This is a genomic window from Massilia sp. Leaf139 (genome assembly GCF_001424165.1).
In the GTDB taxonomy this organism is placed as follows: Bacteria; Pseudomonadota; Gammaproteobacteria; order Burkholderiales; family Burkholderiaceae_D; genus Telluria.
Genome location: NZ_LMOJ01000001.1, coordinates 481,658 through 495,732 on the forward strand (window position 1 = coordinate 481,658; position 14,075 = coordinate 495,732).

The 14,075-nt window shown below is 67.2% G+C and carries 12 protein-coding genes; 6 read left to right on the plus strand and 6 right to left on the minus strand.

Annotated features, from left to right (window positions below; all coding sequences use genetic code 11):
* Window positions 1-362: 362 nt before the first annotated feature.
* The 3 genes from ASF77_RS02150 to ASF77_RS02160 all read left to right on the plus strand — a co-directional run bounded on the left by ASF77_RS02150 (window position 363) and on the right by ASF77_RS02160 (window position 1,859).
* Window positions 363-1,139, plus strand: a complete 777-nt coding sequence (locus ASF77_RS02150; protein ID WP_056336203.1) for a class I SAM-dependent methyltransferase — start codon at window positions 363-365, stop codon at window positions 1,137-1,139.
* A 118-nt stretch (window positions 1,140-1,257) separates the two neighbouring features.
* The gene (locus ASF77_RS02155) at window positions 1,258-1,557 is read left to right on the plus strand and encodes an antibiotic biosynthesis monooxygenase (RefSeq protein ID WP_056333771.1); all 300 of its coding nucleotides are present in this window, start codon (window positions 1,258-1,260) and stop codon (window positions 1,555-1,557) included.
* Between the two features lie 56 nt (window positions 1,558-1,613).
* Window positions 1,614-1,859, plus strand: coding sequence for a hypothetical protein (locus ASF77_RS02160; protein ID WP_056333774.1), 246 nt, complete (start codon window positions 1,614-1,616; stop codon window positions 1,857-1,859).
* A gap of 3 nt (window positions 1,860-1,862) precedes the next feature.
* Here ASF77_RS02160 and ASF77_RS02165 read toward each other — a convergent pair whose 3' ends face one another.
* From ASF77_RS02165 to ASF77_RS02180, 4 genes are all read right to left on the minus strand, one after another.
* Entirely contained in the window at window positions 1,863-3,002 is a 1,140-nt protein-coding gene (locus tag ASF77_RS02165) for a PilT/PilU family type 4a pilus ATPase (protein WP_056333777.1), read from the minus strand.
* 153 nt (window positions 3,003-3,155) lie between these two features.
* The gene (dapD, locus tag ASF77_RS02170) at window positions 3,156-3,980 is read right to left on the minus strand and encodes a 2,3,4,5-tetrahydropyridine-2,6-dicarboxylate N-succinyltransferase (protein WP_056333779.1); all 825 of its coding nucleotides are present in this window, start codon (window positions 3,978-3,980) and stop codon (window positions 3,156-3,158) included.
* Window positions 3,981-3,995: 15 nt separating this feature from the next.
* Window positions 3,996-5,207: a succinyldiaminopimelate transaminase gene (gene dapC, locus ASF77_RS02175; RefSeq protein WP_056336206.1), complete on the minus strand. Its 1,212-nt coding sequence runs from the start codon at window positions 5,205-5,207 to the stop codon at window positions 3,996-3,998.
* A gap of 113 nt (window positions 5,208-5,320) precedes the next feature.
* Window positions 5,321-6,367 carry an AraC family transcriptional regulator gene (locus ASF77_RS02180; protein ID WP_056333782.1) on the minus strand — a complete coding sequence of 349 codons (1,047 nt, stop codon included), beginning with the start codon at window positions 6,365-6,367 and terminating at the stop codon, window positions 5,321-5,323.
* Between the two features lie 74 nt (window positions 6,368-6,441).
* Here ASF77_RS02180 and ASF77_RS02185 point away from each other — a divergent pair, with 74 nt between their 5' ends.
* From ASF77_RS02185 to ASF77_RS02195, 3 genes are read left to right on the plus strand one after another with little or no spacing between them, the layout of a single operon-like run.
* Complete coding sequence (locus tag ASF77_RS02185; RefSeq protein WP_056333784.1) at window positions 6,442-8,034, plus strand: FAD-binding oxidoreductase; 1,593 nt, start codon at window positions 6,442-6,444, stop codon at window positions 8,032-8,034.
* Window positions 8,031-9,629 carry a glycerol-3-phosphate dehydrogenase/oxidase gene (locus tag ASF77_RS02190; protein WP_056333787.1) on the plus strand — a complete coding sequence of 533 codons (1,599 nt, stop codon included), beginning with the start codon at window positions 8,031-8,033 and terminating at the stop codon, window positions 9,627-9,629. The genes ASF77_RS02185 and ASF77_RS02190 overlap by 4 nt, the downstream gene beginning before the upstream one ends.
* The gene (locus ASF77_RS02195) at window positions 9,626-11,191 is read left to right on the plus strand and encodes an FGGY-family carbohydrate kinase (protein WP_056333790.1); all 1,566 of its coding nucleotides are present in this window, start codon (window positions 9,626-9,628) and stop codon (window positions 11,189-11,191) included. Before ASF77_RS02190 ends, ASF77_RS02195 begins: the two co-directional genes overlap by 4 nt.
* Here ASF77_RS02195 and ASF77_RS02200 read toward each other — a convergent pair.
* On the minus strand, window positions 11,188-12,546 hold the full coding sequence (locus tag ASF77_RS02200; protein ID WP_056336209.1) for a diguanylate cyclase: 1,359 nt from the start codon (window positions 12,544-12,546) through the stop codon (window positions 11,188-11,190). The two genes, ASF77_RS02195 and ASF77_RS02200, sit on opposite strands and share 4 nt — an antisense overlap.
* Window positions 12,547-12,802: 256 nt before the next feature.
* Window positions 12,803-13,996 (minus strand): PLP-dependent aminotransferase family protein, encoded by a 1,194-nt coding sequence (locus tag ASF77_RS02205; protein WP_056333793.1) that lies wholly within the window; start codon window positions 13,994-13,996, stop codon window positions 12,803-12,805.
* Window positions 13,997-14,075: the final 79 nt, after the last annotated feature.

The following is a 14,075-nucleotide window of genomic DNA, read 5'->3' on the forward strand; positions in this document are numbered from 1 at the left end:
AAGCTGAGGGGTAACAATGCCAACGCCTGACGGATCAGATAATTCTCGTGTGCCACAACCTACGCCTGCTTCCGATGACGAAAAAGCGGCAATGAAGCGTGCGCTGCGCAAGGAGAGCTCAACCGAGCTATTCGACCGTTTGCTGCGTGAAAACGAGGCATCGAGAGTCGATGCCTCGGTCAGTCGCCGGACAGGCCGCGAATGATAGCGCGATCGGCAAGCGCCCAGCCAACGCGATCTGGCAGGGAAATTCCAATGCAAGCGGTGCGCGCCGGATAGCCAAGGCCGCTACACTGATCGTTTCCATTCACCGCAAGCCTGCCGGCGCCATGGCAGGCAGCGACTTCTTACGGAATTCGATCATGCTCCGCACCCGCTCGCGTAATTGCCGTACCTCCCGCACTCACCCCAGACTAGCCATCCTGCTGGCCTGCCTGTCGATGCTAGCGCAGCCATCGTCCGCCAGTCTCGATACCGCGGCACAGGCGGCGGCGACCGATACGCGCTATGAACGCGTCGTACCTAGCCCGGATGGCATCGGCAAGCGCTACATGGGGCGCGAGATCGCCGGCGTGATGGGGTGGGAGGGCGCGCAATGGCTCGAGCGCGAAAGCCGCGCACGCGAGGAGCGGCCGGAATTGCTGCTGCGGGAACTGGCGCTGGGGCCCGGCATGACGGTGGCCGACATCGGCGCCGGCACCGGCTACTACACCTGGCAGCTGGCGAAAGGGGTCGGGCCCGGCGGACGTGTGTATGCAGTCGACGTGCAGCCGGAAATGATTCGCATGCTCGACAGGCAGATGGCGAAGCGCGGCGTGCGCAACGTGGTCTCGGTGCTGGGCAGCGAAACGAGCGTCAAGCTGCCGCCGGCCAGCGTCGACCTGGCCATCATGGTCGACGTTTATCACGAGCTCGCCTATCCCGCGGAGGTTCTCGACAGCATCGTCGCCGCCCTGAAACCGGGCGGACGCGTCGTCTTCGTCGAATACCGGGCCGAGGATCCGGCAGTCGCGATCAAGCCGCTGCACAAGATGAGCGAGCGTCAGGTACGGCGCGAGGCCACGGCGCATGGTCTGAAATGGGAACGCAGCATCGGATCGCTGCCGATCCAGCATGCGATCGTGTTTCGCAAGCCCTGAACGCAGCAGGCCTCGCTGGCGGAATGGGATTTTCGCCTCGGCTCGACAGGGGACGCTACAATGCGTCGGCCATCGGCCAGGAGCGACACGTTGCCGACCCACAATCGGACAAGTTCTCATGCACGCGATTTACTTCAGATGGAAAGTCACCTCGGGTCGAGAGGCGGACTTCGAGCAAGCCTGGCGGGAACTGACCGAGCTGGTACGCGACGAGCGGGGCGGTCTGGGCTCGCGTTTGCATCGGTGCGCCGATGGCCACTATTTCGCCTATGCCCAATGGCCGTCCGAAGTCGTATGGGCTGCACAGCCCGAACCTGGCGCACGCATGGCCGCGCTGCGACATCGGATGGGTGAATGCGCTGAACTCGTCGATGGCCCGCTACGAGGCGATGTCGTTGCCGACCTCCTGGTATCGTAGTTTCCGGTTTTAATCGACACCCAATACAAGCAAGCACATCAAACCCGCAAACACCAATGACTGAAGAACATCACTTCGAGCAGATCGGCCGCTTCATCTACAGCGCATACCGGCACGGCGGCGACATCGTGGACGTCCATCGCTGGATGGCTGACGATCTTGGTCATGCGCGGCCGGCCGTCGGCGTCGAGGCGGTGCCTGCCGACCTGTATGCGGCATTCTTCGCCAAGCACGCGGGCGCCGATGCGTTCCAGGCCAGCCATGACCGCTTCGTCGAAGCGCTCAAGGCGCCTAGGGGTTGAGCCTCAGGTATTGAGGGTAAATTCGGTAAACGAGGCCTCCGGCGGCTCATCTTTCTTGCGTACCGCTTCCTCCTGCCCCTGCGCCGGCCCGTTGTTGAGCAGCCAGAGCAAATTGGTCGCCGAGTCGGCGTTCGCCAGCGCTTCTTCCTGGGTCACGAGGCCCGCCTGCACCAGCGCCAGCAGGGCGCCTTCGAAGGATTGCGAGCCGGGCGACAAGCTCTTGTCCATCGCTTCCTTGATCGCGCTGAGTTCCCCTTTTTCGATCAGGTCGGCGATGTAGCGGGTGTTGAGCATCACCTCGACCGCGGGCTGGCGCGTGCCGCCGGCCGCTGCGCGCACCAGGCGCTGCGAGACGATGGCGCGCGTGGCCGAGGCCAGATCCTGCAGCAGGGCGGGGCGGTTCTCGACCGGATAGAAGCCGATGATGCGGTTCAGCGCGTTGTAGCTGTTGTTGGCGTGCAGGGTGGCCACCACCAGGTGGCCGGACTGGGCATAGGCGAGGGCCGCGCCCATGGTGGCCTGGTCGCGGATTTCGCCGATCAGGATCACGTCCGGCGCCTGGCGCAGGCTGTTGCGCAGGGCGAGCGCGAAGTCGGGTGCGTCGCTGCCGATCTCGCGCTGGTTGACGATCGATTTCTTGTTCTTGAAGAGGTATTCGATCGGGTCTTCCAGCGTCAGGATGTGGCCCGTGCGTTGTTCATTGCGGTAGTCGAGCATCGAGGCGATCGTGGTCGACTTGCCGGAACCGGTGGCGCCGACGACCAGCAGCAGGCCGCGCTTTTCCATGATCAGTTCGGACAGCACCGGCGGCAGGCCCAGTTCGGCCAGCGGCGGAATCGTGGCCGGCACGAAGCGGAACACGGCCGACACGCTGCCGCGCTGGCGGAAGGCCGACAGGCGGAAGCGTCCCAGGTTGGGAACCGAGACACCCATGTTCAGTTCGTTGGTGCGGTCGAGCTCAGCGCGCTGCTCAGGCGTGATGACTTCGCCCAGCAGGGAATCGATGTTGTCGGGGTCGAGCTTGTGCTGGTTGATCGGGATGAGGTTCCCGTTGATCTTGATGTGGACGGGAGAATTCACCGCGAAGAACATGTCCGACGCGTTTTTTTCCTTCATGAGCTGGAACAGGCGATCCATGGCCATGTGTGTCTCCCCGGGGTGCTTTGGATGGTGCGGCAGATCAGGCGAACGTCGAACGCGTGGACGGGAGACCCGTCCACCCTACAGCTGCGATCGTAGGGTGGACGGCTCTGCCGTCCACGCGTCAACCGGCGTTCGATCCGTCGAAACGGAAAATCAAATCCCGCGCAGCAGCTCGTTGATGCCCGTCTTCGAGCGCGTCTGCGCATCGACGCGCTTGACGATCACCGCGCAATACAGGCTGTACTTGCCATCGGCCGAGGGCAGGGAGCCCGACACGACGACCGAACCCGAAGGCACGCGGCCATACGTCACTTCGCCCGTTTCGCGGTTGTAGATCTTGGTCGACTGGCCGATGTACACGCCCATCGAGATCACCGAGTTCTCTTCGACGATCACGCCTTCGACGATCTCCGAGCGGGCGCCGATGAAGCAGTTGTCTTCGATGATGGTCGGGTTGGCCTGCATCGGCTCGAGCACGCCGCCGATGCCGACACCGCCCGACAGGTGGACGTTCTTGCCGATCTGGGCGCAGGAGCCGACGGTGGCCCAGGTGTCGACCATGGTGCCTTCATCGACATAGGCGCCGATGTTGACGTAGGACGGCATCAGCACCACGTTCTTGCCGATGAAGGAACCGCGGCGGGCGACGGCCGGCGGCACCACGCGGAAGCCGCCTTTGGCAAAATCTTCGGGCGTGTAGTCGACGAACTTGGTCGGGACTTTATCGTAGAACTGCATGCCGCCGCCTTCGACCGGGACGTTGTTTTCGAGGCGGAAGGACAGCAGCACGGCCTTCTTGATCCACTGGTTGACGATCCACTCGCCGCCTTCCTTTTGCGCCACGCGCAGGGTGCCCGCGTCGAGGCCGGCCAGCACTTCGGCCACGGCGCTGCGCACGTCGGCCGGGGCGGTCGATGGACTGAAGTCCGCGCGCTGTTCCCACGCGGAGTCGATGATGTTCTGGAGTTGTTGGGTCATGATGATGTTCTCGTTTCAGGAAGCTGTGCGTAGGGACTGGCAGAACTGGACGATGCGATTGGCCGCTTCCAGCCCTTCGTCGACGCCCGCCACCAGTGCCATGCGGATGCGGTTGCGGCCCGGATTGATCCCGTGCGCGTCGCGCGCGAGATACGATCCTGGCAAAACCGTCACATTATATTCGGCGTAGAGCCGGCGTGCGAAGTCCGTGTCCGACAAGCCGGTACGGCGCACGTCGGCCCACAGGTAGAAGCCGGCATCCGGCAGTTCGACGTCCATCACCTCGCGCAGGAGCGGCGTGATGAGCTTGAACTTTTCCTTGTACAGCGTGCGGTTGTCCTGCACGTGGGTCTCGTCGTTCCAGGCCGCGATCGACGCCGCCTGCACCACCGGCGACATCGCACCGCCGCAGTAGGTGCGGTAGAGCAGGAAGCGCTTCATCAGGGCCGGGTCGCCGGCGACGAAACCGGAACGCATGCCCGGCACGTTCGAGCGCTTCGACAGACTGGAGAACACGATCAGGTTCTTGTACGCCGGCCGGCCCAGCTGGTGCGCCGCTTCCAGCGCGCCCAGCGGCGGCGCCGAACCCGTGTAGATCTCGGAATAGCATTCGTCGGCCGCGACCACGAAGCCGTAGCGGTCGGAGAGCTCGAACAGTTCGCGCCAATCGTCCAGCGTCAGCACGGCGCCGGTCGGATTGCCCGGCGAGCAGACGTACAGCAGCTGCACGCGCGCCCAGACTTCTCCCGGCACGGCGCTGTAGTCGGGCGCGAAGTTGCGCGCCGGGTCGGAGTTCACGAAGTACGGCGTGGCGCCCGCCAGGTAGGCCGCGCCTTCGTAGATCTGGTAGAAGGGGTTCGGGCACAGCACCAGCGGATCGGGGCGGCTGGCGTCGACGGCCGCGTGGGCGATGGCGAACAGCGCCTCGCGCGAGCCGTTCACCGGCAGGATCATCGTCGCCGGGTCGGGATGCGGAATGCCGTAGCGGCGTTCGAGCCAGCCGGCGATCGCCGCGCGCAGCGGCTCGCTGCCGACCGTGCTCGGGTAGTTCGACAGGCCGGCCACCGCATGCATCAGGGCCTTTTCGATAAAGGACGGCGTCGGGTGCTTCGGTTCGCCGATGCCGAGGCTGATCGGGGCCAGGCTGCTGTTCGGGGTCACGCCGGCGAACAGCTCGCGCAGCTTTTCGAAGGGGTAGGGATGGAGTTTGTCGAGATTAGGATTCACGGCAGGATTCACGGCGGGATTCACGGCGGTCGAGATGAGTAACGCGATGCGAAAACGTCCATTATAGGCCCATAACCCAGGCCCATGACTTCGCTGCTTGAATCAGAACGCACTCAGGGCGCACGCTCGCGCCAGGCCCCGGGATTGGTGCCCGACCATTCCTTGAACGCGTGGGTAAAGGCGCTCTGCTCCTGGTAGCCGAGCAGGAAGGCGATCTCCAGCAGCGACAGGTGGGGCTGACGTAGGTAGTCGCGCGCCAGCGCATACCTGGCCTCGTCGAGCACGCCCTGGTAAGTGGCGCCGGCCTCGGCCAGCTTGCGCTGCAGGGTGCGCGGCGACAGCTTCAGTTCAGCGGCAATCGTCGTCAGGCGCACGCGGTCGTGCGCCAGGTTGCGGACGACGGCCGCGCGCACCTCGGCCACGATGGGCGGCGCCTCGACGCGCCGGCTGAGCTGGCCGAGCTGGCGTTCAGCGTGCTGCTGCAAGACCGGATACAGCGTGGTGTCCGCGTTCGGCAGCGGCAGCGCCAGCAGGCTGGCCGCGAAGCGCGCGCTGTTGGCCGGCGCCTTGAAACGCGGCAGCTTGCCGAAAATGCGTTCGTATTCGGCGGTGTCGCCGGTAGCAGCGTGGGTAAGGCTGATCTCGGCCGGCGGCAGCTGGCCGCCCGCGAGCCAGCGCCCGAAGGTCTGGATGCCGGCGAAGACGCTGTCGGCCAGGTGGCGGCTGGCCTGCGGGTAGTGGCTGATCCATTCGTAGTGCGCGTCCGCTGCCTCGACCCGCAGGTGCGAGCGCCCCAGATCGTGCGCCAGCGCCTCGTAGCGCATCGTCTGATCGAGCGCCTGGCCGAAGTCGCGGCAGGCCAGCAGCACCAGGCCATACACGCTGTAGGTGCCGAGCTTCACGCATTCGCCGACGTGCAGGCCGAAGTGCGGATCCTGCGCCAATTCTGCACCGGCATCCAGCAGGCGCAGATAGTCGCTCGCCGCCAGCGAGTCGGGCAGCGGCGCCAGCGCGTCCGCCGGCAGCCCGGCCGCATGCGCGAGCATGGCGGGCGTGACGCCGCGCGCCAGGGCGGCGTCGAACAGGGGCTGGAGGTAAGCGCCGGTGACCCGTCCCGCGTTGGCGGCGGCCGGTGGCGCGATCGAGCAAGGCTGTGTCATAAAGGAGCAAGACATGGCGGGCGTTCCCGCTTACTCTGGCATGAATGTCAACACGGAGTATAAAGGGAACGCGCATGAAACGGTGGAATGGCTGGGGCGAGGAATCGATCGATGTGGCGCTGAACGCGGACGCGCTGGGCTTCCTGGAGGCGCGCATCGGCCCCGGCAAGGCGCCGCAGGATGCCAGTTTCGAGGAGGCCTGCGCGGCGATTCCCGCGAGCCGCCTAGCGCCGCATGCATTGGTCGACACCGCGCCAAACGTGCGCGCCCTGCATGCGCTGGGCCAGAGCCTGTCGGATTGGCTGCGCCTGCGCCACGGCCGCCTGGGCGCGGTGCCCGACGGTGTCGCCTTTCCTGAAAGCGCAGAAGCAGTGCGTGCGCTGCTGGCCTATGCGGCGCAGAACGATGCCGCCGTGATTCCCTACGGCGGCGGCACCAGCGTCGCCGGCCACCTGACGGTGGGCGAGGGCAGGCCCACGCTGTGCATCGACATGGGACGCCTGCGCGCCATGACGGCGCTCGACCGCGAATCACAGCTGGCCACCTTCGGCGCCGGCGTCGCCGGGCCGGATCTGGAAGCGCAGTTGCGCGCCCATGGCTACACGCTCGGCCACTTCCCGCAATCCTTCGACTATTCGACCCTGGGCGGCTGGGTCGTCACGCGCTCCTCCGGCCAGCAATCGCTGCGCTACGGCCGCATCGAGCAGCTGTTCGCGGGCGGCCAGGTCGAGACCCCGAGCGGCACGCTGACCATTCCCACCTTTCCGGCGTCGAGCGCCGGCGTCGACTTGCGCGAGATGGTGCTCGGTTCCGAAGGGCGGCTGGGCATCCTGACCGAGGCGACGGTGCGGGTGAGCAAACTGCCGGAATTCGAGGCCTTCCACGCCGTGTTCTTCCCCGACTGGGAGCGCGCGGTGCAGGCCGTCCGCAGCCTGGCGCAGGCGCGCCTGCCGCTGTCGATGCTGCGCCTGTCGAACGGCGTGGAGACGCAGACCATGCTGGCGCTGGCCGGCCACAAGCGCCTGGTCGGCCTGCTGGAACGCTGGCTGGGTTTGCGCGGCTGCGGCGAGGGCAAGTGCATGCTGCTGGTCGGCGCCAGCGGCGCCAAACGCCAGGCGCGCGCGGCCCTGGCCGCAGCCTTCGCGCTCTGCCGCACGCAAGCCGGCGTGCACATGGGACGCGGCCTGGGCGAGCGCTGGCGCAAGAACCGCTTCCGCAACGTCTACATGCGCAACAGCGCCTGGCGCCACGGTTACGCCATCGACACGGTGGAAACGGCCGTCGACTGGCCTGGCGTCACGCCGGCCATGGCTGCCATTGAAGCCGCGGCCGCGCGCGCTTTCGCCGAGCATGGCGAGCGGGTGCATGCTTACACCCACCTGTCGCACCTGTATCCGCAAGGCGCGAGCGTGTATTCCACGTTTGTGTACCGCCTGGCGGGCGATTACGACACCGACCTGGCGCGCTGGCGCGGCCTCAAGCACGCAGTTTCGGAGGCGATCGTCGCCAGCGGTGGCACCATCAGCCACCAGCATGGCGTGGGCAGCGACCACGCGCCCTGGCTGGAACGCGAGAAGGGCGAACTTGGTCTGGAAGCGATGCGCGCGCTGTTCGGGCGCTTCGACCCGGACGGGTGCATGAACCCCGGCAAGCTGGTGCTGCCGTGAGCGCGCTCTGGCCGCGGGGCTGGCGGGCGGCGCTGCCCGAACTGGCCGCGCGGGAATGGGACATCCTCGTCATCGGCGGCGGCATCACCGGCGCCGGCATCCTGCTGGAAGCCTCGCGCCGCGGCTTGCGCGCGCTGCTGGTGGAGGGGCGCGACTTCGCCTGGGGCACCTCGAGCCGCTCCTCCAAACTGGTGCATGGTGGCTTGCGCTACCTGGCGCAGGGCCACCTGAAGCTGACGCGCGAAGCGGTGCGCGAGCGCGAGGCGCTGCTGCGCGACGCGCCCGGCCTGGTCGAGCCGCAGGGCTTCGCCTTCCCCGACCACGGCAATAAACGCAAGCGCCGCACCATGCTGGCCGGCCTGGCGCTGTACGACCTGTTCGCCGGGCGGCGCGAACGGCACTGGCGCAACGCGCCCGACTTCGCCATGCTGGCGCCGAATGCGGTGAGTCCGCAGCTGGCCGGCGGCATCGTCTACCTCGACGCCAAGACCGACGACGCGCGCCTGGTGCTGCGCACGCTGGCCGAGGCGCGCCGGCATGGCGGCGTCGCCATCAACTATGTCCAAGCCGAAGCGCTGCTGTCGGAGGCCGGCCGCGTCGCCGGCGCGCGGCTGCGCGATATGGAGGAGGGCGTGCAAATGGAAGTACGCGCGCGCCTCGTGATCGACGCCGGCGGCGCCTGGAGCGGCACGCTCGGCGCCGACGGCCCGCGTCTGCGCCCCTTGCGCGGCAGCCACCTGATCCTCCCGGCCTGGCGCCTGCCGCTGGCGCAGGCGATCAGCCTGATGCATCCGCATGACGGCCGCCCCGTGTTCGCCTTTCCCTGGGAGGGCGCGACCCTGGTCGGCACGACCGACGTCGACCACGCCGACGGGCTCACGAAGGAGGCGGCGATCACGCGCGCGGAACTCGACTACCTGATGGCGGCCTTGCGAACCCAGTTCCCGCAGCTCGACCTGCGCGAGGCCGATATCGTCGCCACCTATGCCGGCGTGCGGCCGGTGATCGCCAGTGGCGATGCCCATGCGCCCTCGCAGGCCGGGCGCGAGCACGCGGTGTTCGCGAAGCCGGGCCTGGTGAGCGTCGCCGGCGGCAAGCTGACCACCTTCCGTGCGATCGCGCTCGACGTGCTGCGCGTGGCGAAGTCCCAGCTGCCCGGCTGGACGGACACGCTGGCGCCGTGCCGCATCTACGAACCGGTGCCGCTGCCGACGGCGCCGCGCCGCTTGCCGGCACCGCCCCTGCGCCGCCTCTCCGGCCGCCACGGCGCACAGGCGCAGGCGCTGCTCGACGCGGCGCAGCCGGACGAACTGGAGGTCATCCCCGGCACCGAAACGCTCTGGGCCGAACTGCGCTGGGCCGCGCGCGCTGAAGCCATCGCCCATCTGGACGACCTGCTGCTGCGCCGCACCCGCATCGGCCTGCTGCTGCGCCGCGGCGGCATCGAACACCTGGCACGCATCCGCGCCATCTGCCAGCCGGAGCTGGGCTGGAACGACGCGCGCTGGGAAGAAGAATTCGCCGCCTACGAAACGACATGGATGAACCACTACAGCCTGCCGCAAGCGCAAACGCACATGGAACCACGCGCATGACGACCGAACCGCTGATCCTCGCCATCGACAACGGCACCCAGAGCGTGCGCGCGCTGCTGTTCGACCTGCGCGGGAACATCGTTGCCAAATGCCAGGTGCCGCTGCAAGCCTATTTCTCGACCCACCCCGGCTGGGCCGAACACGAACCGGAAGACTACTGGCAAGCCGTCTGCCGCGCCTGCCAGGGCCTGTGGGCGCAGGCGGGCGTGGACAAGGCGGCGGTGCGCGCTGTGGCCGTGACGACCCAGCGCGGCACCGTCGTCAACCTGGACGCGGACGGCAAAGCGCTGCGTCCCGCGATTACCTGGCTCGACCAGCGCAGGACGGACACCGTGCCGCCGATCGGCCCCTTCTGGCGCGCCGCCTTCAAGCTGGCGCGGGTGAGCAAGACCATCGATTTCTTCCGCGGCGAGGCCGAGATCAACTGGATCCGCGCCCACCAGCCCGAGGTCTGGCAGGCCACCGACAAGTTCCTGCTGCTCTCGGGCTACCTGAACTGGCGGCTGTGCGGGCGCTTCGCGGATTCGAGCGGCTCGCAGGTGGCCTATCTGCCGTTCGACTACAGGCGCCATACCTGGGCCGCGCGTCGCGACTGGAAATGGCAGGCGCTGGCGGTCGAGCCGCGCATGCTGCCCGCACTGCAGGCGCCCGGCACCCGGCTGGGCGAGATCGATCCCTCAGCCGCGGCGCAGACCGGCATCCCGCTCCGGACGCCGCTGTTCGCCGCCGCCGCCGACAAGGCCTGCGAAGTGCTGGGCGCCGGCTGCGTCGAGCCGCAGGTCGGCTGCCTCAGCTACGGCACCACGGCCACCATCAATACCACCAGCCGCCGCTATGTCGAGGTGACGCCCTTCGTGCCGCCGTATCCGTCGGCGATCCCCGGCGCCTACAGCACCGAGGTGCAGGTGTTTCGCGGCTACTGGATGGTCAACTGGTTCAAGGAGCAGTTCGGCCACCACGAGCAGCTGCGCGCGCTGGCGGGCGACCTGGCGCCGGAGCAGCTGTTCGACCAGCTGGCTGAATCGGTGCCGCCCGGTTCGATGGGCCTGATGCTGCAGCCCTACTGGACGCCCGGCATCCGCGTGCCGGGGCGCGAAGCGAAGGGGGCGATCGTCGGCTTCGGCGACGTCCACACGCGCGCCCACGTCTACCGCGCGATTTTGGAGGGGCTGGCCTATGCGCTGCGCGAAGGGAAGGAGCGCATCGAGAAGCGCAGCGGCGTGCGCATCACCGAATTGCGCGTCTCCGGCGGCGGTTCGCAAAGCGACGCGGCCATGCAGCTGACGGCCGACATCTTCGGCTTGCCGACGGCGCGCCCGCACGTCTACGAAACCTCGGGCCTGGGCGCGGCCATCGACGCCGCCGTGGGATTGCAGCTGTATCCGGATTTCGCCACCGCCGTGAAGGCGATGACGCGGGTCGGGCGCGTGTTCGAGCCGATCCCCGCCAACCGCGCCATCTACGACAAGCTTTATAAGCAGGTGTACCGCCGGATGTACCGCCAGTTGCAGCCGCTGTACCGCGAGATCGCGGAGATTACCGGCTACCCGCAGCAGTCCTAGGAACCAATCGCCCGCGCGATGGGGGCGAAGGCGGCGCCGGTCTGCAGCGCGCGCACGCCGTTGCGGCCGGCTTCCTTGACCGCGTACATGGCGCGGTCGGCCTGCACGAAGAATTCCTTGATGTCGTCGAGCTGGGTCGGCACGATGGTGGCCACGCCCAGGCTGGCCGTGACCCAGTGCGAGGTCGGCGAGCGCGGATTGGGAATGCCGAGCGACTCGATGTGGGCGCGGATCGCCTCGGCCAGGGCGCAGGCGGCCTCGAAGCCGGTCTCGCCGAACAGCAGAACGAATTCCTCGCCGCCGTAGCGCGCGGCGAGATCGGTAGCGCGCAGCGCATGCGATTGCAGCGCCATCGCCACCTGCTGCAAACAGGCGTCGCCGGCGACGTGGCCGAGGCTGTCGTTGTAGCCCTTGAAGTGGTCGACGTCGAGCACGACCAGCGACAGCGGCTGGCTCGAGCGGATGGCGCGCTGCCACTCCTTGTCCATGAAGGCGTCGAAGTGGCGCCGGTTGGCGATTTTCGTCAGCGGGTCGAGCAGGGCCGCGCGCTGCAGGGCGTTTTCAGACTGCTTGTGGTGGGTGATGTCGTGCAGCAGGGCGATGAACAGCGGCTGCTCGTCGCCCATCGGCGTGAGCGTGAAGTCCATCGCGCGCAGGCTGCCGTCGCGCTGGCGGATCAGCACTTCGCGCGCGCCGCGGCAGTGCGCGCCCGCCGCATCGAACGCGCCCTGGCCGAACAGCTCCAGGTATTCCTGCGCCACCGAGGGCGCCAGCAGGTCGTCGAGCGCGGCGCCGGCCAGCTCGCCGGGCGCATAGCCGAGATAGCGGTCGCAGGCGGGATTGGTGTACTGGATGCGCCCGGACGGCTCGATCACCATCAGGCCCTCGTCCATGCCGTCGACGATCAGGCGCAGGCGTTCGGCCTGCTGTTGCTGCGACAGGCTGGTGCGGCGGAACTGGAGCTGGGCGCGCACGCGGGCGCAGACCTCGGCCAGGCGCAAGGGCTTGGGGATGTAGTCGGCCGCGCCGATGTCGAAGGCGGCGACGATGTCGTCGGTCTCCGTGCGCGCGCTCATGAAGATGACGGGGATGTTGCAGGTGGCCGGGTGCAGCTTGAGGCGGCGGCAGACTTCCATGCCGTCCATGCCCGGCAGGACGATGTCGAGCAGGATCAGATCCGGCCGCGCGCGTTGGGCAATGGCCAGCGCCCGTTCGCCGCTGTTGGCGACGAAGGTCTGGTAGCCCTGATCCAGCATCATGGAACGCACCGCGCCGAGCTGGGCGGGAGCGTCGTCGACGATCAGGATGGCGGCCTGGCGCGTCGTTGCCGCAGGGGCGAGAGCTGAAATGGACATTGCGGGAATCGCGGTGACGGGTTTGATCTCGTTCAAAATCATACCCTGATGTCGGCGCGGAGGGGAATTTTTGTTGCCTTAGAGCTAGTCTTTATTGTTGGAATGCCACAACTGCCCGGTGTGGTATCGCAAATGACCTGTAGTTTTTTTGCACCAAAATGGTGCAAAGTTAGCTGTAGGGTGGACGGGTTCCCCGTCCACGCGTCGACGCATGCGACCAAGACGCGTGGACGGGAAGATCCGTCCACCCTACATTTCACAACATCGCTGCAATCAGCTTGCCCAGGATCGCAATCCCCTCACGAATACGCTCCGGCGGCACCGTCACGAACGACAGGCGCAGCGTATTGGTCTCGCCTTCATTGGCATAGAAAGGCGCACCCGGCACGAAGGCGACGCGCGAGGCGATCGCCGTGTCGAGCAGCTTCATGGCGTCGATGCTCTTCGGCAGGGTCACCCAGATGAACATGCCGCCTTCCGGCTTCGTCCAGGTCACGCCGGCCGGGAAGTGTTCGGCCATCGCGTCCAGCATGGCCTGGCACTGCTTGCCGTACAGGCTGCGAATCGTCGGGATATGCTCGTCGAGGAAGCCGTCCTTGACCACCTCGTGCACGACCATCTGCGTCAGCTGCGCGGTGTGCAGGTCGGCCGCCTGCTTGGCCAGCTCGAGACGGCGCACCAGCGGCGGCGGGGCGCACACATAGCCGAGGCGGATCCCGGGCGTGAGCACTTTCGAGAACGAACCCATGTAGATGACGCCGTCCGGGTTCATCGCCACCATCTTCGGCATCGGCTCGCCCGAATACGAGAGGGCGCCATAGGGATCGTCCTCGATCAGCGGCAGGCCGAACCTGGCGCAGGTTTCGACCAGTTCCTGGCGGCGCGCGATCGAGAGCGAACGGCCGGTCGGGTTCTGGAAGTTCGGCAGCGAATACAGTAAGCGCGCGCCCTTCGCCACGGCTTCGATCGAGGAGGGCACCAGGCCGTCGTCGTCGGTGGCGACCGAGGCGAACTCCGGGCGATACACGGAGAAGGCCTGCAGCGCGCCCAGATAGCTCGGGGTTTCGACCAGCACGCGGCTGCCTTCGTCGATCAGCACCTTGCCGAGCAAATCGAGCGCCTGCTGCGAGCCCGAGGTCATCAGGATCTGCTCGGGCAGGATCTTGGTGCCCTCCGTCGACAGCGAGTTCGCGATCCATTCGCGCAGCGGCGCGAAGCCGTCGGTCGGGCCGTATTGCAGGGCCACCTTGCCGGTTTCGCTGAGCACCTTGTCGTAGGCCGCCTTCATGCGCTCGACCGGGAAGGTGGCGGGCGAAGGCAGGCCGCCGGCAAAGGAGATGATCTCCGGACGCTGGGTGATCTTCAGGATCTCGCGGATGAACGAGCTTTGCAGGCCCTGCGCGCGCTCGGAAAACTGCCACTGGATGGGATTCGGATTCTCGATTTTCATGCTGGTCTCACTGATGTTCACTGAGGGTCACTGAGGGCTGGATAAGCCGCTGATGGAAAAAGGGCCGGGCTTGTGACCC